Annotated in this window: 26 protein-coding genes; 14 read left to right on the top strand and 12 right to left on the bottom strand. The window is 60.9% G+C overall.

Annotated features, from left to right (window positions below; all coding sequences use genetic code 11):
• The first annotated feature begins 11 nt into the window (after positions 1–11).
• The gene (locus tag PF1751_RS07625; protein WP_029529208.1) at positions 12–1232 is read left to right on the top strand and encodes a hypothetical protein; all 1221 of its coding nucleotides are present in this window, start codon (positions 12–14) and stop codon (positions 1230–1232) included.
• A gap of 43 nt (positions 1233–1275) precedes the next feature.
• Here PF1751_RS07625 and PF1751_RS07630 read toward each other — a convergent pair whose 3' ends face one another.
• The 3 genes from PF1751_RS07630 to PF1751_RS07640 all read right to left on the bottom strand — a co-directional run bounded on the left by PF1751_RS07630 (position 1276) and on the right by PF1751_RS07640 (position 2706).
• The gene (locus PF1751_RS07630; RefSeq protein WP_021491006.1) at positions 1276–1626 is read right to left on the bottom strand and encodes a YgaP family membrane protein; all 351 of its coding nucleotides are present in this window, start codon (positions 1624–1626) and stop codon (positions 1276–1278) included.
• Positions 1627–1694: 68 nt separating this feature from the next.
• Positions 1695–2162, bottom strand: coding sequence for an RNA methyltransferase (locus tag PF1751_RS07635; RefSeq protein ID WP_010212123.1), 468 nt, complete (start codon positions 2160–2162; stop codon positions 1695–1697).
• A 169-nt stretch (positions 2163–2331) separates the two neighbouring features.
• The gene (locus PF1751_RS07640; protein WP_010212122.1) at positions 2332–2706 is read right to left on the bottom strand and encodes a YajD family HNH nuclease; all 375 of its coding nucleotides are present in this window, start codon (positions 2704–2706) and stop codon (positions 2332–2334) included.
• A 98-nt stretch (positions 2707–2804) separates the two neighbouring features.
• On the opposite strand from PF1751_RS07640, the gene PF1751_RS07645 reads away from it, so the two are divergent.
• Positions 2805–3725 carry a ParB/Srx family N-terminal domain-containing protein gene (locus PF1751_RS07645; RefSeq protein WP_010212121.1) on the top strand — a complete coding sequence of 307 codons (921 nt, stop codon included), beginning with the start codon at positions 2805–2807 and terminating at the stop codon, positions 3723–3725.
• A gap of 119 nt (positions 3726–3844) precedes the next feature.
• Here the strand turns inward: PF1751_RS07645 and PF1751_RS07650 are convergent, their stop codons facing one another.
• Positions 3845–4531, bottom strand: a complete 687-nt coding sequence (locus tag PF1751_RS07650; protein WP_010212120.1) for a spermine/spermidine synthase domain-containing protein — start codon at positions 4529–4531, stop codon at positions 3845–3847.
• A gap of 78 nt (positions 4532–4609) precedes the next feature.
• On the opposite strand from PF1751_RS07650, the gene PF1751_RS07655 reads away from it, so the two are divergent.
• Positions 4610–4885, top strand: a complete 276-nt coding sequence (locus PF1751_RS07655) for a hypothetical protein (RefSeq protein ID WP_010212119.1) — start codon at positions 4610–4612, stop codon at positions 4883–4885.
• Here PF1751_RS07655 and PF1751_RS07660 read toward each other — a convergent pair.
• Both PF1751_RS07660 and PF1751_RS07665 read right to left on the bottom strand, forming a co-directional pair.
• Positions 4882–5367: a cyclic nucleotide-binding domain-containing protein gene (locus PF1751_RS07660; protein WP_021491003.1), complete on the bottom strand. Its 486-nt coding sequence runs from the start codon at positions 5365–5367 to the stop codon at positions 4882–4884. The two genes, PF1751_RS07655 and PF1751_RS07660, sit on opposite strands and share 4 nt — an antisense overlap.
• Positions 5368–5435: 68 nt before the next feature.
• The gene (locus tag PF1751_RS07665) at positions 5436–7478 is read right to left on the bottom strand and encodes a S9 family peptidase (RefSeq protein WP_042570733.1); all 2043 of its coding nucleotides are present in this window, start codon (positions 7476–7478) and stop codon (positions 5436–5438) included.
• 25 nt (positions 7479–7503) lie between these two features.
• Here PF1751_RS07665 and PF1751_RS07670 point away from each other — a divergent pair, with 25 nt between their 5' ends.
• Genes PF1751_RS07670 through PF1751_RS07680 form a run of 3 tightly spaced genes read left to right on the top strand, consistent with a single transcriptional unit; the run spans position 7504 to position 9401 of the window.
• Positions 7504–8040, top strand: a complete 537-nt coding sequence (locus PF1751_RS07670; protein ID WP_010212114.1) for a hypothetical protein — start codon at positions 7504–7506, stop codon at positions 8038–8040.
• 30 nt (positions 8041–8070) lie between these two features.
• Complete coding sequence (locus tag PF1751_RS07675) at positions 8071–8847, top strand: class II glutamine amidotransferase (protein WP_010212112.1); 777 nt, start codon at positions 8071–8073, stop codon at positions 8845–8847.
• 11 nt (positions 8848–8858) lie between these two features.
• Positions 8859–9401, top strand: coding sequence for a DUF2937 family protein (locus PF1751_RS07680; RefSeq protein ID WP_010212110.1), 543 nt, complete (start codon positions 8859–8861; stop codon positions 9399–9401).
• A gap of 110 nt (positions 9402–9511) precedes the next feature.
• Here the strand turns inward: PF1751_RS07680 and PF1751_RS07685 are convergent, their stop codons facing one another.
• Positions 9512–10450: a LysR family transcriptional regulator gene (locus PF1751_RS07685; RefSeq protein ID WP_010212109.1), complete on the bottom strand. Its 939-nt coding sequence runs from the start codon at positions 10448–10450 to the stop codon at positions 9512–9514.
• A gap of 176 nt (positions 10451–10626) precedes the next feature.
• On the opposite strand from PF1751_RS07685, the gene PF1751_RS07690 reads away from it, so the two are divergent.
• The 4 genes from PF1751_RS07690 (at position 10627) to PF1751_RS07705 (ending at position 13630) form a co-directional block, all read left to right on the top strand.
• Positions 10627–11367: a 5-oxoprolinase subunit PxpA gene (locus tag PF1751_RS07690; protein ID WP_044286830.1), complete on the top strand. Its 741-nt coding sequence runs from the start codon at positions 10627–10629 to the stop codon at positions 11365–11367.
• Positions 11364–12068: a 5-oxoprolinase subunit PxpB gene (pxpB, locus tag PF1751_RS07695; protein WP_010212105.1), complete on the top strand. Its 705-nt coding sequence runs from the start codon at positions 11364–11366 to the stop codon at positions 12066–12068. The genes PF1751_RS07690 and pxpB overlap by 4 nt, the downstream gene beginning before the upstream one ends.
• Positions 12065–12973 carry a 5-oxoprolinase subunit C family protein gene (locus PF1751_RS07700; protein WP_044286831.1) on the top strand — a complete coding sequence of 303 codons (909 nt, stop codon included), beginning with the start codon at positions 12065–12067 and terminating at the stop codon, positions 12971–12973. Before pxpB ends, PF1751_RS07700 begins: the two co-directional genes overlap by 4 nt.
• 117 nt (positions 12974–13090) lie before the next feature.
• Positions 13091–13630 carry a hypothetical protein gene (locus tag PF1751_RS07705; RefSeq protein ID WP_010212102.1) on the top strand — a complete coding sequence of 180 codons (540 nt, stop codon included), beginning with the start codon at positions 13091–13093 and terminating at the stop codon, positions 13628–13630.
• A 41-nt stretch (positions 13631–13671) separates the two neighbouring features.
• Here PF1751_RS07705 and PF1751_RS07710 read toward each other — a convergent pair whose 3' ends face one another.
• The 3 genes from PF1751_RS07710 to PF1751_RS07720 form a co-directional block, all read right to left on the bottom strand.
• Positions 13672–14850 carry a vWA domain-containing protein gene (locus tag PF1751_RS07710; protein WP_010212101.1) on the bottom strand — a complete coding sequence of 393 codons (1179 nt, stop codon included), beginning with the start codon at positions 14848–14850 and terminating at the stop codon, positions 13672–13674.
• A complete protein-coding gene (locus tag PF1751_RS07715; RefSeq protein WP_003210690.1) occupies positions 14850–15695 on the bottom strand; it encodes an AAA family ATPase in 846 nt (281 codons plus the stop codon). The genes PF1751_RS07710 and PF1751_RS07715 overlap by 1 nt, the downstream gene beginning before the upstream one ends.
• A gap of 99 nt (positions 15696–15794) precedes the next feature.
• Positions 15795–16871, bottom strand: a complete 1077-nt coding sequence (locus PF1751_RS07720) for a DUF748 domain-containing protein (protein WP_010212099.1) — start codon at positions 16869–16871, stop codon at positions 15795–15797.
• Positions 16872–16997: 126 nt separating this feature from the next.
• Here PF1751_RS07720 and cysK point away from each other — a divergent pair, with 126 nt between their 5' ends.
• Positions 16998–17972 (top strand): cysteine synthase A, encoded by a 975-nt coding sequence (cysK, locus tag PF1751_RS07725; protein WP_044286832.1) that lies wholly within the window; start codon positions 16998–17000, stop codon positions 17970–17972.
• 109 nt (positions 17973–18081) lie between these two features.
• Positions 18082–19020 carry an aspartyl/asparaginyl beta-hydroxylase domain-containing protein gene (locus tag PF1751_RS07730; RefSeq protein WP_010212097.1) on the top strand — a complete coding sequence of 313 codons (939 nt, stop codon included), beginning with the start codon at positions 18082–18084 and terminating at the stop codon, positions 19018–19020.
• Positions 19021–19208: 188 nt separating this feature from the next.
• Here PF1751_RS07730 and acnA read toward each other — a convergent pair whose 3' ends face one another.
• Entirely contained in the window at positions 19209–21950 is a 2742-nt protein-coding gene (gene acnA, locus PF1751_RS07735; RefSeq protein WP_010212095.1) for an aconitate hydratase AcnA, read from the bottom strand.
• Positions 21951–22141: 191 nt separating this feature from the next.
• Here acnA and rlmM point away from each other — a divergent pair, with 191 nt between their 5' ends.
• Together rlmM and tusA are read left to right on the top strand one after the other, a co-directional pair.
• Positions 22142–23218 (top strand): 23S rRNA (cytidine(2498)-2'-O)-methyltransferase RlmM, encoded by a 1077-nt coding sequence (rlmM, locus tag PF1751_RS07740; protein ID WP_021490997.1) that lies wholly within the window; start codon positions 22142–22144, stop codon positions 23216–23218.
• Positions 23219–23352: 134 nt separating this feature from the next.
• Positions 23353–23604: a sulfurtransferase TusA gene (gene tusA / locus PF1751_RS07745; protein WP_010212093.1), complete on the top strand. Its 252-nt coding sequence runs from the start codon at positions 23353–23355 to the stop codon at positions 23602–23604.
• A 13-nt stretch (positions 23605–23617) separates the two neighbouring features.
• Here the strand turns inward: tusA and PF1751_RS07750 are convergent, their stop codons facing one another.
• Complete coding sequence (locus PF1751_RS07750) at positions 23618–25012, bottom strand: MATE family efflux transporter (RefSeq protein WP_044286834.1); 1395 nt, start codon at positions 25010–25012, stop codon at positions 23618–23620.
• Positions 25013–25152: the final 140 nt, after the last annotated feature.

Genomic DNA, 25152 nt, shown 5'->3' on the forward strand with positions numbered 1-25152 from the left:
AAGGAGTGTGTATGAGGGGGGCAATCAAGTTGGCAGCATCTATGGTGTTGCTGACGCTGAGCACGTCTGCATGGTGCGCAAAGAAAGTCGACCTGGATTATCACGTCAAACTCTTACCCCTGAGTGATCAGGCCGAAGTGCGGGTGAGCCTGTCCAAGGGTTCGGCGGTGCGCAGTTTGAACTTCGACCTTGGCTCCGACGGTGACTACAGCGATTTCAAGGCTGACGGCCAGTGGAGCATCACCGAACATCGCGGCCTATGGCAACCCAGCGCCGACAAAGCCAGCCTGACCTACCGCGTACGCCTCACCCATGCGCGCAAGGCCGGTATCTATGAAGCGCGGATGACGCCGAGCTGGGCGCTGTTTCGCGGTGAAGACCTGGTGCCGACCGCGCGCCTCGATCAGCAGGACGGCGTTGAATTGGTCTCACGCCTGGTCTTCGAACTGCCGGCCGGCTGGAAAAGCATCGAAACCGCCTGGCCGCGCATCGGCAAGAACACATTCCGTATCGACAACGTCTCCCGCCTGTTCGACCGGCCCACCGGCTGGATGCTCGCCGGCAACCTCGGTAGCCGCCGTGTGCGTTTGGGCGAGACGGAAGTGACCGTGGCTTCGCCCAAGGGCCAGGCCATGCGCCGGATGGATGTGTTGACGTTGCTGACATTCGTTTGGCCCCAAGTGGAGGCGGCTTTCCCACGGCATCCGACCAAGCTGCTGGTGGTGGGCGCCAGCGACCCGATGCGCCGTGGCGCGTTCTCGGCGCGGGACTCGATCTACCTCAGCAGCCGCACGCCGCTGGTCAGCGAAAACGGCAGCAGCCCGTTGTTACGCGAAGTGGTACAGGCGGTCGGGCGTTTCAATGACCACGACACCAGTGACTGGATCAGCGAAGGACTGGCCGAGTATTACGCCATTGAGCTGATGCGTCGGGCCGGTGGCATCACCGACGAGCGCTATCAGGCAATACAGGCGCGATTGGCAAAGGAAGGTAAGGGCGTGACCAGCCTGCGCGGCGAGCACGTCAGTGGCGCGACGGTGTCGCGGGCGGTGGTGGTGTTGCAGGAACTGGACCGCGAGATCCGCGTGAAGACTCATAACAAGCGGTCGCTGGATGACCTCGCGCAAGCGGTGATGCGGGCCAACCGCATCACCACCGCGGAGTTCGTGCAGCTGGCCGAGAGCATTATCGGCGAGCCCTCAGTGGTGCTGGATTCCAAACTGCTGCGCTGATCCTAAGCCCGCTCCCACAGTTTGATCTCCATCACATGGAAGATCAGACTGAGGTTTTAACCGCCTTCTCAGCCGCCACTTCCGCCTTGGTCTTCAAGTTCTGTAGCTCTGCCCCGGCACGTTCGATCTTCGTCCGCACGGTGTTCATCTCCTGACGACCTTGCGCCAGCTTGTCCTTGAGCGAACTGTGCCCGGTGACACCCCGCACCAGCGCCACACCGCCGATCGCCACCTGGATCAAGCCGAAAATCCCGCCACGGCGCAGGCCTTTGCCCACCATCATCACGCCACCGGCCACCGAGCCGATGCGCTCCCAGCCGTGCACGTTTTGCTGCGGCTGCGTTTCAAACGGGGTGTGCTCGATGATAGGTCGCAAGGTTTTGCTGTCGCTCATGATCTGTCTCCAACGAGGGCTAGTGATAAATAGCTGACTGCCCGCAGGTGCCGGATGTTCCGAAAATATCAGTATTTGGGGCCCGAACGGGTGTTGTTGCCCTTGGCCAAGCGGTCATAGAGCACCACGTTGACGGTGGCGGCGAGGTTCATGCAGCCGGTGGTCGGGATGTAGATCACGTCTTCGCACCAGTCGCGGATCTCTTTGTCGAGGGAGCCGTCTTCCGGGCCGAAGATGTACAGCGCGCGGTCAGGGTGGGTGTATTCGGGCAGGGGGCGAGCGCCTTCCACCAGCTCCACGGCGACGGGGATGCAGCCCAGGGGCAGGATCTTTTTCAGGTCATCGATGCCGATCAGCGGAATGTCGTGGTGGACCTTCTTGGTGTCGGTGATGAAGTCCCGCGCGCGCTCGTAACGCACGCCGGTGTAAAACACCGAGGCCACGCCGTAGCAGCCGGCGGCACGCATGACCGAACCGACGTTTTCGGGGGATTTGGGGTTATACAGACCGATGCAGCTGTAGCGTTTATTGCCCACGGGGAAGGGTGCCTTGGAGGAAAACGGCGATTATACGGCCTTGGAGTGATGCCGTGGTTGGCCGATCGCCTTCGCGAGCAAGCCCGCTCTCACATTTGAATGTGTTCACAGACCAAAAGTGTGGGAGCTGGCTTGCCTGCGATGAGGCCGTTACAGCCGACGAAGGCCTTCAGTCGTCCTTCTTCATCAGACCGGCCAACGCCGCAAACGGATTATGCGTGGCCTTGGCAATCGTCGGGCTGCTGGTGGAGCCGTCGCCGAAGTATTGCTGGTCGGTATAGCGCGAGTGTTCGTTGTCGTGGCAATACAGGCACAGCAACTCCCAGTTGGAACCGTCCTGGGGATTGTCATCATGATTGTGGTTGCGGTGGTGTACGGTCAGCTCACTCAGGCGTTTGCCGGAGAACTCACGGGCGCAGCGGCCGCACACGTGGGGGTACATCTTCAAGGCTTTGTCGCGGTAGCCCATTTCCCGGTCGCGCTGGGCATCGGCAAGGATGCGATCCAGCTTGGCGGTGTGGGAGGGCGGGTTGGTCGAGCTCATCATGGCTCCTGGCTATTTGATGGTTCACGGATAGGGTTGATTCTAGCCGCTCGCGTTGCAAATAACCGCTTCACTTTATCGATAAGGATCTGAAACTCATGCGTCTGCATTCATGGACTGTTGCACTGTTGCTGTGTGGGCTCACGGCCCAAGCCCAAGCGTTCTCTACCCCTCAGCCCGGTCAGGTGATCGAGGTGGCCCTGGAGCAATTGCACCCGACCCAGGCCGTGGTGGGTTTCGATCAGATCTACTACAGCCTTGGCCTGTTCGCCGATAAACCCAACAAGGTCTTCGATGAATACTGCGAAACCAACGGCCAGGGCGAGGCCGACAACGTGCCCAAGGGCGCGGACCTGCAAAAGCCGGCGAGCTTCACCTGCAAGGATCCGGTGGGCACCCATCCTGACGACATGAAAACCGTGGTAGTCGGCCCCGGCGGCCAGTTGTACCTGACCGACGGTCACCACAGCTTCACCACCTTGTGGGAAGCGCCCGGCGGCGGACCTCGCCTGAACATGTGGGTCAGGGTCACCGACGACTTCAGCAACAGCCCGACCATGGCCAACTTCTGGCAGCGCATGGAGGCCGCGCGCAAGGTCTGGCTCAAGGACAATCAGGGCCAGACCCTGCCGCCCGAGCAGTTGCCGGCGCACCTGGGCTTCAAGAACCTGCAGGACGACACCTTCCGCAGCCTGGTGTATTTCACCCGCAAGGCCGCGTATGGCAAACCTGATGCTGGCGAGATCGCGCCGGAGTTCCTGGAGTTCTATTGGGGCAACTGGCTGCGCACGCAAATTGATCTGGGCAAGTACAACCTGAACAAGAAGGCTGGCTACAAGGACGCGATAGAAGCCGTCGCCAAGCGCATGGTCAGCCTGGCCCCGGGCTCACCGGTCGGCGACAGCGGTTTCACCGCCCATCAACTGGGCGGCATGACGACGCTGGACCGCGATGAATTGGAGAAAACGTTCGACAAAAAAGTGCCGTACGTGATCGATTACCGTAATTCCCAACAATAGCGCAGATCAACAATGTGGGAGCGGGCTTGCTCGCGAATGCGGTGTTTCAGTCACTGATGTGCTGAATGACACACCGCATTCGCGAGCAAGCCCGCTCCCACATTAGACCTGCAGTGTGATCAGCCCTTGAGCTTCTCCGCAATCCAGATGGTGTGCCGTGTGCCCTTGTTGCCGTGGGCAAACACCTGCACTTCCTCGGCCTTGAAACCGGCCTTGCGCAGTTTGTCGCTGAACAGCTTGTCGGCGCTGGCTGACCACACGGCCAGCACGCCTTTGGGGCGCAGGGCCTTGGCGCAGGCGGCCAGGCCAGCGGCCGAGTAGAGCCAACTGTTGGCCTTTTGCGTGAGGCCTTCGGGGCCGTTGTCCACGTCCAGCATGATTGCGTCAAAGCCTTGGGGCTCGGCTTGCAGCACCTTGGCCACGTCTTCCATGCGGATCACCGTGCGCGGGTCCAGCAACGGTCGGCCGGATTTTTCGCCCAGCGGCCCCCGGTTCCATTCCACGACGCCCGGCACCAGTTCTGCGACGACCACTTCAGCGCTCTTGCCCAAGTGCTTGAGGGCTGACGCCAGGGTAAAGCCCATGCCCAAGCCACCAATCAATACCCGTGAGCCGGGGCGCCCAGCGACTTTGCGGCAGGGGATTTCCGCCAGCGCATCTTCAGAGCCGTGCATGCGCGTGTTCATCAACTGGCCACCGTCGCCGCCCTGGATCTTGATGACGAAATCTTCACCGTATTCGAACAGGCACAAGGCACCGCCGTTATCGGGGATCGGGGTGGTGTCCAGCAGAACGAAACGTTTCATGGGAATCTCATTGGGAAGGGCATTCTTGCGCGGTTGGGAGTAGCCTTACGATATTCCGGTCAGGCCATGGAGCCATCGATGAAGTGCAGCATTCTAACGGTCATTGTGTTGAGCGCGCTCGCCTCAGGTGCGGCGCAGGCTCAGGAGTTGCAAACCGTACCGGTCGCGCCCGCCCCAACCCCAGGCGCGCCGGGCACTCCGACGCCGACGTTATACCCGCAAGTCACCCCGCCCGCCGTGCCCAAGACCAATGGCTCGCCACCCTTGGTGCCTATCGTGCTGCCAACGCCACCCAAGGACCAGACGGTGCCGGGCCTGCAAAATGACAGCAAGCCGAAGACGCCTGGCGGTTAGATCTGTTGCGAGAGTAATTGTCCGTCGGCCATGCGCAGGCGCTTGGACAGGGCGATAGCTATCGCGCGGATGATCTTGGCGGCGACCCTGGGCGCCTCGTTGAGCATCTTTTCCAGGGAGTCCTTGCCCAGGTTCAGCAGCACGCAGTCACTGGCCGCTACGCAACTGGCGGAACGCCGCTCGCCGTCGAGTACGGCCATCTCGCCAAAGGCCCGGCCGCTGCGCAGGGTCGCGATGGTCAGGCGCTGACCTTCGTGGTTGGTTTTCTGCACCGCCACCTGGCCGCTGTGGAGGATGCACATGAAGGTGCCGGCATCGCCCTCAAGGAAAATCACCTCATCGCGGGCAATGCTGCTGATATTGAAATAGCCGGCGGCGACATGAAAGTCTTCCGGCAACAGCGGGTCGAACAGGCCGCAATCCATAAGCATGTCGCGGATTTCGGTTTGTAAAGAAGAGCTCATGAGTGTCGGTAATGCCATGGCAGCAATCTTGATCCATCAATCAGTAGGCAGTCCTGTGTTCAGACAGGACCGCCCCGCTAAGTTCCTTAAACCAGCCCCAGCGCCTTGAACACAAAGCCATATTCGAGTGCTACGTCACGTAATCCCTGGTAACGACCGCTCATGCCACCGTGGCCGGCGCCCAGTTCGGTCTTGAGCAACAGAAGGTTGTCGTCGGTCTTGGTGTCGCGCAACTTGGCCACCCACTTGGCGGCTTCCCAATATTGCACGCGGCTGTCGTTGTAGCCGGCGATCACCAGCAGGTGCGGGTAGCCCTGGGCGCGAACGTTTTCGTAGGGCGCATAGGCCTTGATGCGTGCGTAGACGTCCGGTTCTTCAGGGTTGCCCCACTCGTCGTACTCGGTGATGGTCAACGGCAGTTCCGGGTCGAGCATGGTGTTGAGCACGTCGACGAAGGGCACTTCGGCAATCGCCGCCTGGAACAGCTCAGGGCGCTGATTGAGCACCGCGCCGATCAACAGGCCACCGGCACTGCCGCCGCTGATGGCCAGTTGCTTGGAGGTGGTCAGACCCTCGGCGATCAGGTGTTCGGCACAGGCGATAAAGTCACTGAACGTGTTCTGTTTGTGCGCCTGCTTGCCATTGCGGTACCAGGCTTCGCCCAACTCCCCGCCGCCACGCACGTGGGCGATGGCAAACGCCACGCCTCGCTCCAGCAGGCTCAGGCGTGCGTGGGAGAACCACGGGTCCAGGCTCGAACCGTAGGCGCCATAGCCGTACAGATACAGTGGCGTGGGTTTACCCAACTGGTCGCGCTTGACCACCAGGCTGATCGGCACCTGGGTGCCATCCGCCGAGGTGGCCCACAGCCGTTGGCTCACGTAATCGTCGGCGTTGAACACGCCGAGTACCGGGGTTTCCTTGAGCACCTGTTGCGCGCCGCTGGCCAGTTCCAACTGACGAACCTGGGCCGGGCGGTTCAGGGCTTCATAGCGCAGGCGGATCTTGTCGCTGACAAACTCCAGGCTGTTCTGTACGTAGAGGCTGTAGGCGGCGTCAGGTAATTCCACGCGATAGGCCGGCAAGCCCTGTGGATGCACTTCGATCACCGGCAGGCCACCGATGCGCAGGCTCAGGGTCATGGCGTGGGTGTTGAGGCTCACGCCGTCGAGCATCACCTCGTCGCTGTGGGGGATCAGGTTCTGCCACTCAGCTTCGGTCGGCACATCGCCAATGTCGGTCGCCACGAACAGAGCGTAGTTGATGCCATCGCGGTTGCTGCGGATAAACCAGGTCCACGCGCCATTCAGCTGGCCGTGATCGACATCGTATTCGTGGTCCTCGACCCGTGGCGCCAGGCACGTAAAGTCCAGCTGCGGCTGATCGGCGTCCAGGGCCCAGACTTCGCTGGTGGTCTTGCTGCCCAGTGACAGCAGCAGCTGGCGCTCGGAGCTGGAACGGTAGCAATGCAGGAAGAAGCGTCCGTCCGGCTCATGGAACACTTCCTGCGCTGCCGTGCCGTCCAGGCGATAGCGATACAGTTTGTGCGGGCGGTGGGTGTCGTCCAGCTCGCCGAAGAACAGGGTCAGGCTGTCGTTGGCCCAGGTCATGCTGCCGTCGCAGTGTTCAAACTCCAGTTCGCTGACTTTACCGGTGGCCAATTCCTTCACGTAGAGGGTGTAGATCTCTTCACCGCTGGTATCGAGGCTGTAGGCCAGGCGCTGGTGGTCGGGGCTGATGCTGAACGCGCCAAGGGAGAAGAAGCCACCATTGGCTAGCTCGTTCGGGTCCAGCAGCAATTCTTCGCTGCTGTCATCCACCTGGTTGCTGTCGTCGGCCGGGCGACGGCAGCGGTAGTGGCGGGCGTATTCGTCACCGGCGGTGGTGCGGGTGTAATACAAATACGGGCCCCACGGCGAAGGCAACGACAGATCGGTTTCGAGAATGCGGCCCTTGATCTCCTCGAACAGGGTTTCGCGCAGCGCTGCCTGGTCGGCGAGCTGGGCTTCCTGCCAGGCGTTTTCAGCCTTGAGGTAATCGAGCACCTCAGCACTGTCGCGCACTTGCAGCCAGGCGTACGGGTCTGGGCCTTGGGCCTTGCGGGCAATCGGAGCGGTCGATACGGGCATGGGATTATTCTCTATCGGGCGGACGGTGGCAGGCATTGCAGCCGCGACACGCAAAAGCCGTTATCATAGCCGCCTGTTTGCCAACCTTGCCATGGACACCATGACCGAGAACGACTATCTGATCGCTTGGGGCCTTTACGCCTTCGCCGCTTTGGGCTGCCTGTTGGTGTGGTGGCGCATGACCCGCTGGATCTGGCGCTGGCTGCGCGAGCCGCTGCTATTGCTGATGGCGGTGCTGCTCTTCAGCCCGACCATTGTCGACCCGGTCAAGACCCAGTTCGCGCCGGCCGTGGCGATCACGGCCCTGGACCTGGTGCTCAAGGTCGGCAACAACGCCTGGCGGGCCATTTCCGATCTGTTCATGTACACCATGATCGCCTTTGGCGTGTACCTGGTGTTTGCGCTGATCCGCTGGCCCATCGAACGGGCCGCCAACGCCCGCCGTGAGCGCAAGGCCGCTGCTGATGCCGCCCTGGCCGCCGAGCCGGATCAAGATGACGATGACGTGCCTATGCGGCGTCCTGCGCCGGTGAGCGGTATGCGCGTCGAACCGCGCCTTTAACGTTGTCCGCCCTGCTGCGAGAGCCCTGGCATGTGTGAATTATTGGGCATGAGTGCCAACGTCCCCACCGATATCGTGTTCAGCTTCACCGGGCTGATGCAGCGCGGTGGGCGCACCGGTCCGCACCGTGACGGTTGGGGCATCGCCTTCTACGAAGGCCGTGGCCTGCGCCTGTTCCAGGACCCGGCCGCCAGCAGTGAATCGGAAGTCGCGCTGCTGGTGCAGCGTTACCCGATCAAAAGTGAAGTGGTGATTGGCCATATCCGCCAGGCCAACGTCGGCAAGGTCAGTTTGGCCAACACTCACCCGTTCGTTCGCGAACTGTGGGGCCGTAACTGGTGCTTTGCCCACAACGGCCAACTGGCCGACTTCACCCCACGCGCCACTTTCTACCGCCCGGTGGGCGATACCGACAGCGAAGCGGCCTTCTGCGATTTGCTCAACCGTGTGCGCGAAGCCTTCCCTGAGCCGGTGGACATTGAAGACGTCCTGCCGGACCTGATCGCCGCCTGTGCCGAATACCGCAGCAAAGGTGTGTTCAACTGCCTGCTCAGCGACGGCGACTGGCTGTTTTGCTATTGCTCGACCAAATTGGCCCAGATCACCCGTCGCGCCCCGTTTGGTCCGGCACGCTTGAAAGATGTCGACGTGATCGTCGATTTTCAGGCCGAAACCACGCCTAATGACGTGGTGACCGTGATTGCCACCGAACCTTTGACCGATAACGAAAACTGGACCCGCTACGAACCGGGCCAATGGAGCCTGTGGCGACGCGGTGAATGCGTCAGCCAGGGCATCACCGAGTAAGGATATCGACCATGTTGCTCAGTTATCTGCGGTTGGTGCTGTTTGCGATTGGCCTGTTGGTCGGCGTGCAAGTGCCGGGCTTCATCAACGACTACGCCAAGCGCGTCGAAGCTCATTTGATCGAGGCCCAGACCGGTCTCAGTGGGTTTGAGACCACTGCCCGGCAGTTCTTCAACGGTGACTTGAAGGCGTTGGTCGCGCACTACCGCGCCAGCGATGACCCGGTGTTCCAGAGTGACGCCAACAGCCTGGGCGCCATGCTGGATCGCCAGGTGGCGTTGGACAAGCAATTCCAGGCCATGCAAGGCCCGTGGTACATCCGCGCCCTGCAAGTGGCGGTGGCGGCGGACCCGGATATCCGCCAGGAAACCTGGAACGGCTACAGCTACCAGATCCTGCTCACGCCTGAGGCCATGGGCTGGGGGTTGGGCGGGGCGATGCTGTTGTCGTTTGGCATCGAATGCCTGTTCCGCCTGATCGACTGGGTCGTGCTGGGCGGCAAGCGCCTGCGCCAAAGCCGGCCGATCGAAGAGCGCGACCTGAAAGGTTTGTAAACCATACGCAGATCCAACTGTGGGAGCGGGCTTGCTCGCGAATGCGGTAGATCAGTCACAACATCTTTGACTGACACGCCGCATTCGCGAGCAAGCCCGCTCCCACATGTTTAATCCGGTTTCCTCAGTAAGGTTGGTGTGCTCAGTACCATCCGCTCTTCACCGACTTCTTCGGCATACCGCGCCACCACCTTCTGGCACAACCCCACAATCTCCTCCACCAACTCCACCCCTACGCGCCACGACACCACCACCTGCAAGTTCGGCAGTTTCTGCGCCATCGGCAACATCACCAATTCCCCACGCGCCAGTTCTTCGCTGACCAGCACCGGCGGCAGCGCGCCTATACCGAAACCATCGCGCAGCAAGCGGGTGATGGCCGATACTGAATTCACGCAGTTCATCCGTGGCGCGGCCACGCCGTTGGCTTGCATCAGGCTGATGACGTCCTGGTGCGGGTGGGAGTTTTTCGAGTAGGTGATGATGCGTTCCTGGGCCAGTTCTGCGAGGGAGGCGTAGTCACGGTTGTAGATCGACTGGCTGGCGACGATCCAGGCCATGGGGTGGCTGGCCAATTCCAGGCTGCGTACGGTTTCGAGGCGCACCAGGTCTGTTTGCAGGATCAGGTCGAGGAAGCCTTTTTGCAGCTGATCGCTGAGGTTCAGCGCGGTATCGGCGACCAATTCGATTTCTACCAGGGGGAAGTGGTCCATCAGTTCCGCCACCAGCGGGCTGAGCCAGGTGTGGATAACCGTGTCCATCGCGCCTATCCGAATGCGCCCGACCTTGCTGCTGGTGGTCTCCAGGGACTGTTTCAGGCCCTGCATGGTCACCATCATCTGCTCGGCATAATCGAGCACTTTCAAACCCTCAGGGGTCAGGCTCACGCCGCGTGAGTCGCGTAGAAACAACTTCACCCCCAGTTCGCTTTCCAGCACCGCAATACGGCTGGAGATCGACGCCTGGGTGGTGAACAACTTCTCGGCGGTCAGGCGGAAACTCTTGAGCTTGGCTACCCAGACGAAGGTTTCGAGGAACTTCAAATTCATGGGATCAACTTTTTCTTATGCATGGATCGGTTTTTATTAGTTGGACGCCGTACCGGGCCAGCGCCAAAAATCGAGCCATTCCACGATAAGCGCCGTTGGGGTGTCAGGACAAGTTGCGAGTTCTGCGTAAATAATCCCACACTACAAAAAAATAAAGCCTACAGGAGCGACAGTCCGTGAGCCGTCTTTTACTCAATTGCGATATTGGCGAAAGCTTTGGCAACTGGACCATGGGTCTGGACGCCGAGGTCATGCCGTTCATTGATTGCGCCAACGTGGCGTGCGGTTTCCATGCCGGCGACCCGAGCATCATGCGCAAGACGGTCACCCTGGCGTTCAAACAGGGTGTGCAAGTCGGTGCGCACCCGGCCTATCAGGACCTGCAAGGCTTTGGCCGTCGCTCGATGGCCTACACCCCTCAGGAAATCCAGGATCTGTTGCACTATCAGATCGGTGCCCTCGACGGCATCTGCCGGGCACAAGGCGGGCGTGTCAGCTACGTGAAGCCTCACGGAGCGATGTACAACGACATGATGGCCAACCCCGCACAGTTGCGTGCGGTGATGCAGGCGGTGGCCGCCTACGGCGACCTGCCACTGATGCTGCTAGCCACGCGCGACAACAGCGCGGCCCAGGCCTTGGGCGATGAATACGGTGTAACCCTGTGGTTCGAAGCCTTCGCCGACCGGGCCTACGATAACAAGGGCCACCTGGTCTCGCGCCAGTTGCCCGGCGCCGTGCACCACGATTCCGACACCATCCTGCAGCAAGCCCTGACCATTTCCCGGGGTGAACCGCTCACCGCCAGCGACGGCAGCCCGTTGGTCCTGCAGGCCAATACCTTGTGCGTACACGGCGACAACGCCAGCTCGGTCGCCGCCGTGCAACGCATCTGCGAGGCATTGAAGCCAGCATGAAGCCTCGGATTGAAGTGGTGGCCATCGACTGCCTGATGGTGCGCCTATTTGATGCAATCGCCGAAGCCAATATGCCGTGGATGCTTGCCGCCACCCAGCGCTTGCGCAGCGATTTTGGTGCGGCCTTGGTGGACCTGGTGCCGTCCTACACCACGTTGATGGTGCATTACGACCTGACGGCATTGAGCCCGGCCCAGGCGCGGGAGTTGATCGACCTGGCCCTCACCGACCTGCAGCCACAGGCCCAAGGCAGTGGCCAGTGCCATGTGCTGCCGGTGTGGTACGACCTGAGCGTCGGCCCCGAACTGACCCTGCTTAGCCAGCGCAGTGGCCTGTCGGTGGATGAAGTGATCCGCCGCCACAGCGCCCACGAATACCAGGTGTTTGCCCTCGGCTTCGCCCCCGGCTTTGCCTTTATGGGCCTGGTGGATGAAAGACTCGCCGCGCCACGTCTGAACACCCCACGCAAACGCGTGGCGGCCGGCAGTGTCGGCATCGCCGAACGGCAAACCGCCGCTTACCCGGTGGTCTCGCCGGGCGGCTGGAACCTGATAGGCCGCACCCCGGCCCGACTCTTTGACCGCGAGCGCGAGGGCTACAGCCTGATGCAGCCTGGTGACACGGTGCGCTTCGAGCCCGTCGATCACGCTCAATTCATCACATTAGGTGGCGATGACACGCCGTTGGAGGCGCAGGCATGAGCCGCTTGATCATTGAGGCCAGCACGCCGCTGTGCCTGTTGCAGGACGGCGGCCGTTTTGGCGTGCGTCACCTTGGCGTGACCCAGGGCGGAGCGCTGGACTGGGTGTCGATGTCCTGGGCCAACTGGCTGCTGGGCAATGCGCTGGACGCGCCGGTGGTGGAAATCACCCTGGGCGGTTTTACCGTGCAAGCCGACGATTATTGCCTGCTGGCCCTGGCCGGAGCGGACTTGGGCGCGTACATCGACGAACGCCCCATCAGCCCCGGCCGCAGTTTCATCCTGCAAAAGGGCCAGCGCCTGCGTTTCACCCAGCCATTCAAGGGGGCGCGGGCCTATCTGGCCGCACCGGGCGGCTTTGATGCGCCGGATGTGCTGGGCAGTTGCGCCACCGTTGTGCGCGAGGAACTGGGCGGGGTGGACGGCTTTGGCAAGGCATTGGCCGAAGGCGGGCGCTTGGCGTATTCCGGCACAGGCGGCGCAATGAAGGTTCTCAGCGATTTAACCCTGCCAACCAAAGCACCGTTGGACGTGATTGTCGGCGCACAAATCGGCCAGTTCAGTGGGCAAAGCCTGTTCGATGCATTCAACACAGAGTGGGCCCTCGACAGCCGCGCCGACCGCATGGGCATGCGTTTGTTGGGCACGCCGTTGCAGTATCAGGGGCCGTCGTTGATCTCCGAAGGCATTCCGTTGGGGGCGATCCAAGTGCCGCCGGATGGGCAGCCGATTGTGTTGCTCAATGATCGGCAGACCATCGGTGGCTACCCGCGTCTGGGGGCACTGACGCCTCTGTCGCTGGCGCGGCTGGCGCAATGCCTGCCAGGAGAGAAAGTACGCTTGACGCCAGTGGTGCAGGAGACGGCGCATCGTCAGCAACTTGAATGTCTACGCCAGTTCATTTGACCGCTGAGGCAGTGGGACACTCGCAGAGATATCCCACACTACCTGAGTCCTTTGCCGTATTGGTTTGCAAGGTGGCGCATGGAAGTCTTGAGGGTGCATTCACTATCAGGATTCAACATGCGCTACATGAAGATCTACGCACACGACGTGCTCGATAACGATGTACCCGATGTGGTCACACTTGAGTTTCACGACGACACCTGCACGCCGACGCTTGTTCATCAAGCCACGACGTTCGATATCACTGATGACGGGCAGTTGGACTGGGTGATCGCCGATGATGTGAATCAGGACGGCGTCGTCGATGCTGTCGACCGTGCACAAGCGATTGAGCTGGCCCAACTGTTTCTTGAGTTCAATTGGTTCAGTCTCGACGAACCTTTCGATAAATATTTGAAAGTATTTGCCCGAGATTTTGATGGTAATGGCGTGCCTGACACCGTGCGGCTGCATTTTCATCAAGGCGAGGGCGCACCGACCGATGAGAGTATTGCCTACACCGCAGCGATTTATGCCGATGGAAATGGCCTTGCCGGCGTTTCGATCAACCAGGACGTCAACAATGACCGTAAGGTCGACAGAAAGGACGCCGAGCTGGTCAAACAGTTTTCCGCGCTGTTCCTGAAGTGCGGCTGGATCGACGCTGGGACCGCTTGATGGCAGACCTGTAGCCGCAGCGTGCGGCTACAGGGAGCAGGCTACTTCGACAAGAAGCGCATCCCTTCTTCCAACCCGCGCAGGGTCAGCGGATACATCTGATCTTCCACCAACTCCCGCACAATCCCGGTCGACGCTGTATACCCCCAAGTGTCCTTCGGATACGGGTTAATCCAGATCAGCTTCTTGTACTTGGCCATGAAGCGCTGCATCCACACATACCCCGGCTCTTCATTCCAGTGCTCGACGCTGCCGCCGGCCTGGGTGATTTCATACGGCGCCATCGACGCATCGCCGATAAAAATCACTTTGTAGTCCGCACCGTACTTGTGCAGCACGTCCTGGGTGGAAGTACGTTCCGAGGTGCGGCGCTGGTTGTTCTTCCACACTGATTCGTACACGAAATTGTGAAAGTAGAAGTACTCCAGGTGCTTGAACTCGGTCTTGCACGCCGAGAACAGCTCTTCGCAGATCTTCACGTGGGCATCCATCGAGCCGCCGATGTCAAACAGCAACAGCAGCTTGATGGTGTTGCGCCGCTCGGGGCGCATCTGAATATTCAGCAACCCGGCGTCGCGGGCGGTGTGGTCGATGGTGCCGTCGATGTCCAGCTCTTCGGCCGCACCCTGGCGTGCGAATTTGCGCAGGCGACGCAGGGCGACCTTGATGTTGCGCGTGCCCAGTTCCACCTGATCGTCGAGGTTCTTGTACTCGCGCTGGTCCCACACCTTCACGGCCTTGCCCTGACGCTTGCCGGCATCACCGACACGGATGCCTTCCGGGTTGTAGCCGCCGGAACCGAACGGGCTGGTGCCGCCGGTGCCGATCCACTTGTTGCCGCCGGCATGGCGTTCTTTCTGTTCTTCCAGGCGTTTCTTGAAGGCTTCGATCAGCTTGTCGAGGCCGCCAAGGGACTGGATCTGCGCGCGTTCTTCATCGCTCAGCGAGCGTTCGAACTCCTTGCGCAGCCAGTCTTCGGGGATCAGTGCCTGCAGGTGGTCGTCGAGTTTTTCCAGGCCGTTGAAATACGCACCGAACGCCCGGTCGAACTTGTCGAAATGCCGCTCGTCCTTGACCAATATCGCCCGGGCCAAGTAGTAAAACTCGTCCATGTCAGCGAAGGTCACGCGCTGTTTCAGCGCGTTGATCAGGTCGAGCAGCTCGCGCACCGACACCGGCACCTTGGCGGCGCGCATCTCGTTGAACAGGTTGAGCAACATCAGCGATTACCGCGACGGCTCATGAACGCCAGACGCTCCAGCAACTGTACGTCCTGCTCGTTCTTGACCAGCGCACCGGCCAGCGGTGGGATGGCTTTGGTCGGGTCGCGTTCGCGCAGCACGGCTTCGCCGATGTTGTCGGCCATCAGCAGCTTGAGCCAGTCGACCAACTCCGAGGTGGAGGGCTTTTTCTTCAGGCCCGGCACTTTGCGTACGTCGAAGAACACGTCCAGCGCTTCGCTGACGAGGTCTTTCTTGATGTCGGGGTAATGCACATCGACGATTTTTTGCAGGGTGGTGCGGTCGGGGAAGGCGATGTAGTGAAAGAAACAGCGGCGCAGGAACGCGTCCGGCAGCTCTTTTTCGTTATTGGAGGTAATGATGATGATCGGGCGTTTCTTGGCCTTGATGGTCTCGTCGATTTCGTAGACGTAGAACTCCATCTTGTCGAGTTCCTGCAGCAGGTCGTTGGGGAACTCGATGTCGGCCTTGTCGATTTCATCGATCAACAGGATCACCCGCTCTTCGGATTCGAACGCTTCCCAGAGCTTGCCCTTCTTCAAGTAATTGCGCACGTCATGCACCTTGTCCACGCCCAGTTGCGAGTCGCGCAGGCGGCTGACCGCGTCGTACTCGTACAGGCCTTGGTGGGCCTTGGTGGTGGACTTGATGTGCCAGGTGATCAGCTTGGCGCCGAAGGACTCGGCCAATTGCTCGGCGAGCATCGTCTTGCCGGTGCCAGGCTCGCCCTTGACCAGCAACGGCCGCTCCAGGGTAATGGCGGCGTTGACGGCCAGTTTCAGGTCATCGGTAGCCACATAGGCCTGGGTGCCTTCGAACTTCATCGGTGTCTCCTCGCATTCATCAATGCCCGGACTATACCGCGCAGCCCCGGCGACTGTGAACGCAGGCGGCTTATTCAGTCTCTGAATGACCAGTCACCTTCAGTCCGCCGAGGGCTTGGGTTGTTCATAGCGGGCATTGAACGCCTGGATGAACCCGTTGCGCAAAATCGCCAAAAATGCGGAAAACGCGCTGACATTTTGCTGGTGCACGCTGCCACTGAGTTCAACGCGGGTGGCAAACTGGTTTTTCGCCTGGTTTTTCAACACGGTTTCGCTGGCGCCGACCACGGCCTCCCAGATCGAGCGGAAGATGTTTTTGTCTTTGTTTTCCACATCCTGTTGCCAATCGAACACTTCTACATCGCGCATCAGCGGTTTGATGTAGCCGGTCAACTGACCTTTTTCCGCCTGGGCTTCGATCACCACGTCGCCGGTGCCGGCCTTGAAGTCGAATTTGCCGTAGGCCGACGCGAAGTCATTCATGCGCTTGAGCTGCAAGTCTTTGGCGCGGAAACGGAATTCGAAATTCTCGAAATCACTCAGCGGGTCGAACGTGGCGGTCGCTTCCAGCGGTGCCTGGCCCTGAAGCAGCGCCTTGCCCTCAAAGCGGGCGTCTCGCTTGCCTTTGACGTCGACCACGTTGGTCAGGTTGTAGAAGCTCGCGTTGACGTCCGTGGCGTTGATGTTGACCGGTGGTTTGGAGTTGAAGTTGTGAAAGGCGATCTTGCCGTCTTCGATGCGCACTTCGTCGAGTGTGATGGGCGCCAGCTTGCTCAACTGCTCGCGCCAGTCGGTGCCTTTACCGGTCTGGGACGCCTGCTGGTTGGCGCCGCCGTCGACGAAGTTCACTTCAGGCTGGATAAACAGCACCTTGGCCACCACCGCATGGTCGTACCACAGTGAATGCCAGCTCACCGCCAGGTCGACCAACGGCGCCTTGACGAACGGTACGGGCACTTTACCGTCGACCTTGATGATCTCCAGGCCGTTGATCCGGTAGGCACCGCGCCACAGGGCCAGGTCCACGTCGGTCACCTGGCCACGGTAGTCGCCCATGTTGGCGAGCTTGTCATTCAAATAGTTACGCACCAGATAGGGCAGGGCGATGCTCAAGGCGACCAGTAGCACCAGTATTCCGGCAACGGTCCATAGTGGCCAGCTGTAGCGACGTTTCATGGGGAGGTCCTCTGTCCGTATAGGAGGTGGACTGTTGCGAGGGGCGCAACGTTCCTCCGACTGGACGCTTCGCGGCACGAGGCATACCCTTGTTGCCTTCCTGAAGACTGCCCAATAGGACCCGTCATGAGCCGCATCTTTGCAGACAACGCGCACTCCATCGGTAACACGCCCCTGGTTCAGATCAACCGGATCGCACCGCGTGGCGTGACCATCCTGGCCAAGATCGAAGGGCGTAACCCAGGCTACTCGGTGAAATGCCGCATTGGCGCAAACATGATCTGGGACGCTGAAAGCACCGGCAAACTCAAGCCGGGCATGACCATTGTCGAACCCACCTCCGGCAACACCGGTATTGGCCTGGCGTTTGTCGCTGCGGCCCGTGGCTATAAGTTGCTGCTGACCATGCCGGCCTCCATGAGCATCGAGCGGCGCAAGGTGCTCAAGGCCCTCGGCGCCGAATTGGTGCTGACCGAGCCGGCCAAGGGCATGAAGGGCGCGATCGAAAAAGCCGGCGAAATCGTCGCCAGCGACCCGGCCACTTACTTCATGCCGGCTCAGTTCGAAAACCCGGCCAACCCGGCCATCCATGAGAAAACCACTGGTCCGGAAATCTGGAACGACACCGACGGCGCCGTGGATGTGCTGGTCGCGGGCGTGGGCACTGGCGGCACCATCACCGGTGTTTCACGCTATATCAAGAACATCGCGGGCAAGCCGATCCTGTCGGTGGCCGTCGAGCCGATCGCATCGCCAGTGATCACCCAGGCGCTGGCCGGTGAAGAGATCAAGCCCAGCCCGCACAAGATCCAGGGTATTGGCGCCGGTTTCGTACCGAAGAACCTCGATCTATCGATGGTCGACCGCGTGGAGCTGGTGACCGACGACGAATCCAAGGCCATGGCTCTGCGCCTGATGCAGGAAGAAGGGATTCTGTGCGGTATCTCCTGTGGCGCCGCGATGGCTGTGGCAGTGCGCCTGGCCGAGAAACCGGAGATGCAGGGCAAGACCATCGTGGTGATTCTGCCCGACTCCGGTGAGCGCTACCTGTCGAGCATGCTGTTCAGCGATTTGTTTACCGAGCAAGAAAACCAGGCTTGATTTGAGTCAGCGCCGAACACCCGGGCCTTCTGCATAATGGCCCAACTGTTTATCATGGCCGGCTGCTACGTCTGCTGTTGGCCAGGCGCTTATTTCCAGGAGTTGCTGCATGACCTTTTCTTTGGCCGCCAAGCTGTCGGTGCTGGCGTTGTTTATCGGCAGCACGTTGTATGTGCACCTGCGCGGCAAGGCGCGTTTGCCGATGTTGCGCCAGTTCGTTAACCATTCGGCGCTGTTCGCCCCCTATAACGCCCTGATGTACCTGTTTTCGGCGGTGCCGTCCAAGCCGTACCTGGACCGCAGCAAATTCCCGGAACTGGATGTGCTCAAGGACAACTGGGAAGTGATCCGCGAAGAGGCCATGCACCTGTTCGACGAGGGTTACATCCGCGCGGCCGAAAAGAACAACGACGCCGGTTTCGGCTCGTTCTTCAAGAAGGGCTGGAAGCGTTTCTACCTCAAGTGGTACGACAAACCCCTGCCATCGGCGGAGGCGCTGTGTCCGAAAACCGTGGCGTTGGTGAGCAGCATTCCTAACGTGAAAGGCGCGATGTTCGCGCTGTTGCCGGGCGGCAGCCACCTCAACCCGCACCGCGACCCGTTTGCCGGTTCCCTGCGTTATCACTTGGGCCTGTCCACGCCGAACTCCGACGCCTGTCGTATCTTTGTCGATGGCGAGGAGTACGCCTGGCGCGACGGTGACGACGTGATGTTCGACGAAACCTACGTGCACTGGGTCAAGAACGAGACTGAGCAGACCCGTGTGATTCTGTTCTGTGACATCGAGCGTCCGCTGAGCAACCGCGTGATGACCCGTATCAACCGTTGGGTCAGCAAGCAGTTGGGGCGCGCGACTGCGCCGCAGAACCTGGATGACGAGCGTGTGGGCGGGATCAACCAGGCGTATGCCTGGAGCAAGACGTTCAGCGACAAGTTCAGCGGTGTGGTCAAGCAGTGGAAGCGCAAGCATCCGAAGGCTTACCGCATTGCGCGGCCAGTGCTGGCCGTAGTGGTGCTGGTGCTGCTGTGGAAGTGGCTGTTCGGCTGACAGGCACTGCGTAAAAAAGCGCTGTATCTCGCGATGCAGCGCTTTTTTTATGCCTGAAATGCGACCAAAACTGTGGGAGCTGGCTTGCCTGCGATAGCGGTGTGTCAGTTGCAGATAGGCTGGCTGACCCGCCGCCATCGCAGGCAAGCCAGCTCCCACATTAGATCTCCATTGTTTTAGAGAGCCTCTTAGGACGCGATCAGTTGGCGCAGCACGTAGTGCAGGATGCCCCCCGACTTGAAGTACTCCACTTCATTGAGCGTATCGATCCGGCACAGCACTTCGACCTTCTCGCTACTGCCATCCTCCCGCGTAATCACCAGCGTCAGGTTCATCCGTGGCACGATCTCCACGTCGGTCAGCCCAAGAATGTCGATCTTCTCCTTACCCGTCAGCTTGAGCGACTTGCGGTTCTGATCCAGCTTGAACTGCAACGGCAGCACACCCATGCCCACCAGGTTGGAGCGGTGAATCCGCTCGAAACTCTCGGCGATCACCGCCTTGACGCCCAGCAGGTTGGTACCCTTGGCCGCCCAGTCACGGCTTGAGCCGGTGCCATATTCCTGGCCGGCCACCACCACCAGCGGCGTGCCTGAGGCCTGGTATTTCATCGAGGCGTCGTAGATTGGCATTTTCTCGCCGGTGGGGATGTACAGCGTATTGCCGCCTTCCTCACCGCCGAGCATCTCATTGCGGATACGGATGTTGGCAAAAGTGCCGCGCATCATCACTTCATGGTTGCCGCGGCGTGAACCGTAGGAGTTGAAGTCGCGCGGTTCCACGCCTTGTTCGCGCAGGTAGCGGCCGGCGGGGCTGTCGGTCTTGATGTTGCCGGCCGGGGAGATGTGGTCGGTGGTGACCGAGTCTCCCAGCAACGCCAGCACATTCGCGCCCTTGACGTCCTTGATCACCGGCAGAGGCCCGGCAATGTCGTCGAAGAACGGCGGGTGCTGGATGTAGGTGGAGTCTTTCTGCCACACGTAGGTCGCAGCTTGTGGCACTTCAATCGCTTGCCACTGCTCGTCACCGGCAAACACTTCAGCGTATTCCTTGTGGAACATGCCTGTCGTGACTTGAGCAACGGCGTCGGCGATTTCCTGGCTGGTGGGCCAGATGTCCTTGAGGTACACCGGATGACCGTGCTGATCGTTGCCCAACGGTTCGCTGCTGATATCGATGCGCACGGTGCCCGCCAAGGCGTAGGCCACCACCAGCGGCGGCGACGCCAGCCAGTTGGTTTTCACCAGCGGGTGCACGCGGCCTTCAAAGTTGCGGTTACCCGACAGCACCGAAGCCACGGCAAGATCGGCCTTCTGGATGGCTTTCTCGATCGGCTCGGGCAGCGGACCCGAGTTACCGATGCAGGTGGTGCAGCCGTAACCCACCAGGTCGAAGCCCAGCTTGTCCAGGTACTGGGTAAGGCCCGCTGCCTTGTAGTAGTCGGTGACCACTTTGGAGCCTGGGGCCAGGGAGGTTTTAACCCAAGGTTTGCGCGTCAGGCCCTTTTCCACGGCCTTTTTCGCCAGCAGCCCGGCCGCCATCATCACGCTGGGGTTGGAGGTGTTGGTGCAGGAGGTGATTGCAGCGATCACCACCGCGCCGTTTTTCAGGCGATAGGTCTGGCCGTCGTATTCATAGTCGGTTTCGCCCACCAGGTCGGCATTGCCCACGGCAACCCCGCCGCCGCCTTCGCTTTCCAGGCGGCCCTCTTCCTTGTTGGTGGGTTTGAATTGCAGGTCGAGGAAGTCGCTGAAGGCCTGCCCGACATTCGGCAGGGCGACACGGTCCTGTGGGCGTTTTGGTCCGGCCAGGCTGGCTTCGACGCTGCCCATGTCCAAGGCCAGGCTGTCGGTGAACACCGGCTCCTGGCCGGCGTTACGCCACAGGCCTTGGGCCTTGGTGTAAGCCTCGACCAGCTTGACGGTTTCGGTTGGACGGCCGGAAAGGCGCAAGTAGTCCAGCGTCACCTCGTCCACCGGGAAAAAGCCGCAGGTGGCGCCATATTCCGGGGCCATGTTGGCGATGGTGGCGCGGTCGGCCAAGGGCAGGTCGGCCAGGCCGTCGCCATAGAATTCGACGAATTTACCCACGACGCCTTTTTTGCGCAGCATCTGGGTCACGGTCAGCACCAAGTCAGTGGCGGTGATGCCTTCCTTCAATTTGCCCGTGAGCTTGAAGCCGATCACTTCCGGGATCAGCATCGACACCGGTTGGCCAAGCATCGCCGCTTCTGCCTCGATCCCGCCCACGCCCCAGCCGAGTACGCCGAGGCCGTTGATCATGGTGGTGTGGGAATCGGTGCCGACCAGGGTGTCTGGGAAGGCGTAGGTGCGGCCGTCCTCGTCTTTGGTCCAGACCGTGCGGCCGAGGTATTCGAGGTTGACCTGGTGGCAAATGCCCGTGCCCGGTGGCACCACGCTGAAGTTGTCAAAGGCGCTCTGGCCCCAGCGCAGGAAGGCGTAGCGTTCGCCGTTGCGCTGCATTTCGATGTCGACGTTCTGCTCGAAAGCGCCGGTGGTGCCAAACTTGTCGACCATCACCGAGTGGTCAATCACCAGGTCTACGGGGGACAGCGGGTTGATGCGCTGCGGGTCGCCCCCGGCCTTGGCCACGGCGGCGCGCATGGCGGCCAGGTCGACCACGGCGGGTACGCCGGTAAAGTCTTGCATCAATACGCGGGCGGGGCGGTACTGGATCTCACGGTCGGACTGGCGTTCCTTGAGCCAGGCGGCAATGGCCTTGAGGTCGGCGCCGGTGACAGTCTTGTTGTCTTCCCAGCGCAGCAGGTTTTCCAGCAGCACCTTGAGTGACATCGGCAGCTTGTCCAGGTCACCCAGGCTCTTGGCGGCTTCGGGCAGGCTGAAGTAGTGGTAGGTTTTACTGTCTATTTCAAGGGTCTTAAGGGTTCTCAGGCTATCAAGCGATGACATGACACGACTCCTTATGGTCCGCACGGCTACGGACCTGACGGGACGAACAGAGCTATCAACTTAGCCCTGTTTTCATTAGCAGGCTAATAACTGGACTCTATCGTTAAGTCCAAGGTTCCGAACTCGGCTATCATGCGCGCGTTTTCATGACAGGACTTGCGCTACAGCAAGCCCAGTTGCCAGGAGATTCAATGAACACCCTTTTTATGCACTGCCGCCCGGGTTTTGAAGGCGAAGTCTGTTCCGAGATCGCGGAGCACGCCGCGCGCCTGAACGTTTCCGGCTACGCCAAGGCCAAGACCGGCAGCGCCTGCGCCGAATTTGTCTGCACCGAAGAAGACGGCGCCCAGCGCCTGATGCACGGCCAGCGTTTTGCCGAGCTGATCTTTCCACGGCAGTGGGCGCGCGGAGTGTTCATCGACCTGCCGGAAACCGACCGGATCAGCGTGATCCTCGCCCACCTGCGCGAATTCCCGGTGTGTGGCAGCCTGTGGCTGGAGATGGTCGACACCAACGACGGCAAGGAACTGTCGAACTTCTGCAAAAAATTCGAAGTGCACCTGCGCAAAGCCCTGTTGAACGCCGGCAAACTGGTGGACGACCCGAGCAAACCGCGCCTGCTGCTGACCTTCAAGAGCGGCCGCGAAGTGTTCATGGGCCTAGCCGAATCGAACAACTCGGCGATGTGGCCGATGGGCATCCCGCGCCTCAAGTTCCCCCGTGAAGCGCCGAGCCGTTCCACCCTCAAGCTGGAAGAGGCCTGGCACCACTTCATCCCCCGCGACCAGTGGGACGAGCGTCTGCACGGCGACATGACCGGTGTCGACCTCGGCGCAGCGCCCGGCGGCTGGACCTGGCAACTGGTCAACCGCGGCATGCTGGTGACGGCCATCGACAACGGGCCGATGGCTGAAAGCCTGATGGACACTGGTCTGGTGCAGCATTTGATGGCCGACGGTTTTACCTTCGTCCCCAAGCAGCCGGTGGACTGGATGGTCTGCGATATCGTCGAAAAGCCGGCGCGTAACGCGGCGTTGCTCGAAACCTGGATCGGCGAGGGGTATTGCCGCGAGGCGGTGGTGAACCTGAAGCTGCCGATGAAGCAGCGCTACGCCGAGGTGAAGCGCCTGCTGGAGCGTATCGAAGACGGCTTCAAGGCACGCGGCATCCGCGTGGAGATCGGCTGCAAGCAGCTGTACCACGACCGTGAGGAAGTGACCTGCCATTTGCGTCGGTTGGTGGATGTGAAGAAAACCAAGGCCCGCTGAGCCCTTGAGGTGATCACAGGGCCCATGGGGGAGCGAGCTTGCTCGCGAAAGCGGTATAACTGTCGAAATTTATGGTGAATGTGCCCGCGTCTTCGCGCTCCCACAGGAGATCGGGTTAGTTTCAGGAGTGAAGTATGAGTCATGCAGAAGAACTGCCCGTCGACGGCACCTTGGACGCCACCGGCCTCAACTGCCCGGAGCCGGTGATGATGCTGCACCAGCACATCCGCGACCTGCCACCAGGCGGTTTGCTCAAGGTGATCGCGACCGACCCGTCCACGCGCCGCGATATCCCCAAGTTCTGCGTGTTCCTTGACCACGAGCTGGTGGATCAGCAGGAGCAGGCCGGTACATACCTGTACTGGATCCGCAAAAAAGCCGACTGATCACACGATCGATTCAGCCCCGTGCTTTATCGGCGCGAATGCGCCGGCGTGCGCTGCGCGCCAGGCGCACCAGCAACATTCCTGCGGCACAGCTCAGGCCCACGATCAGCCCTTGCCATAAGCCGCTTGGGCCGCTTGGCTCGCCCAGCCAGTTTGTCAGCCCCAGGGCATAACCCACCGGCAGGCCTACGCCCCAATAGGCGAACAAGGTCAGTACCATGGTCACGCGTGTGTCTTGGTAGCCGCGCAGTGCACCGGCGGCCGTGACTTGGATCGAGTCGCTGAACTGGAACAGTGCCGAGAACACGATCAGCATCGAAGCCAAGTGAATGACGACCGGGTCTGGTGTGTAGATCGCCGCGATCTGCTCGCGAAACAGCAGCATCAGGCTGCAGGACAGGCAGGCGTAGGCCAGCGCCGTGCCCATGCCGACGCCAGCCGCGAAGCGCGCTTCACGCGGTTCGCCACGCCCGAGGGCCTGGCCGACCCGCACGGTGACGGCCATGCTCAGGGAGTAGGGGATCATGAACACCAGCGAGCTGACGTTCAGCGCGATCTGATGACCTGAGACCACGGTGGCGCCCAGGCTGCCAATCAGCAGGGCAATCACCGCGAAGATGCTCGATTCGGCAAAGATCGCGATGCCGATGGGCAGGCCGATGCTCAATACACGCTTGATCACCGCCCATTGCGGCCAGTCGAAACGCTTGTACAGTTCGCTGCTCTGGTAAGCCGGGCCCCAGCGGGTCCAGACGGCCAGGCCGAGCATCATCACCCACATCGCAATGGCTGTGGCCCAGCCGCAACCGACGCCGCCCATGGCCGGCACACCCAGGTGGCCGTAGATGAAGATGTAGTTCAGCGGGATATTCAATGCCAGGCCACACAGGCCCATCACCATGCTCGGCCGCGTGCGGCCCAGGCCGTCACTGAAACAGCGCAGCACGTAATACAGCGCAATGGCCGGCATGCCAGCGGCGATGCCGTGCAAGTAGCCCATTGAGGGCTCGATCAGGTCCGGCTCCACGTTCATCACATGCAGGATCGGTTCGGCGCACAGCAGCAACAGCGATGCAGTGATGCCGACCACCACTGCCAGCCACAAGGATTGACGCACCAGCGGCCCGATCTCACTGAACTGGCCGGCCCCGTAGCGCTGCGCGACTTTGGGCGTGGTGGCCAGTAGCGTGCCGGTCATCAGCAGGTACACCGGGATCCAGATCGAGTTGCCCAGGCCCACGGCCGCCAGGTCCTGAGGGCTGACGCGCCCGGCCATCACCGCATCGACAAAGCTCATCGCGGTCGTCGCCAGTTGGCCGATCATGATCGGCAAGGCGAGCGTCAACAGGCCGCGCACTTCCCGGCTGATGCGGGCGGGACGGGTGAGGGTGGCGGTAGCAGTGTTCACGTACAGGTGTCCAATAGAAGGAAGCGCAAGGACGGCGGATTCTACGCGTTGACGCATCGGTCAGGAAAAAACCTGTGTTAGCGATTTGTAAGCGAGGGCTGCGATCCCTGTACACTGCGGGTCCGCCAAAGGAGCCTGCC

It is taken from the genome of Pseudomonas simiae (genome assembly GCF_000934565.1).
Classification (GTDB): Bacteria; Pseudomonadota; Gammaproteobacteria; order Pseudomonadales; family Pseudomonadaceae; genus Aquipseudomonas; species Aquipseudomonas simiae.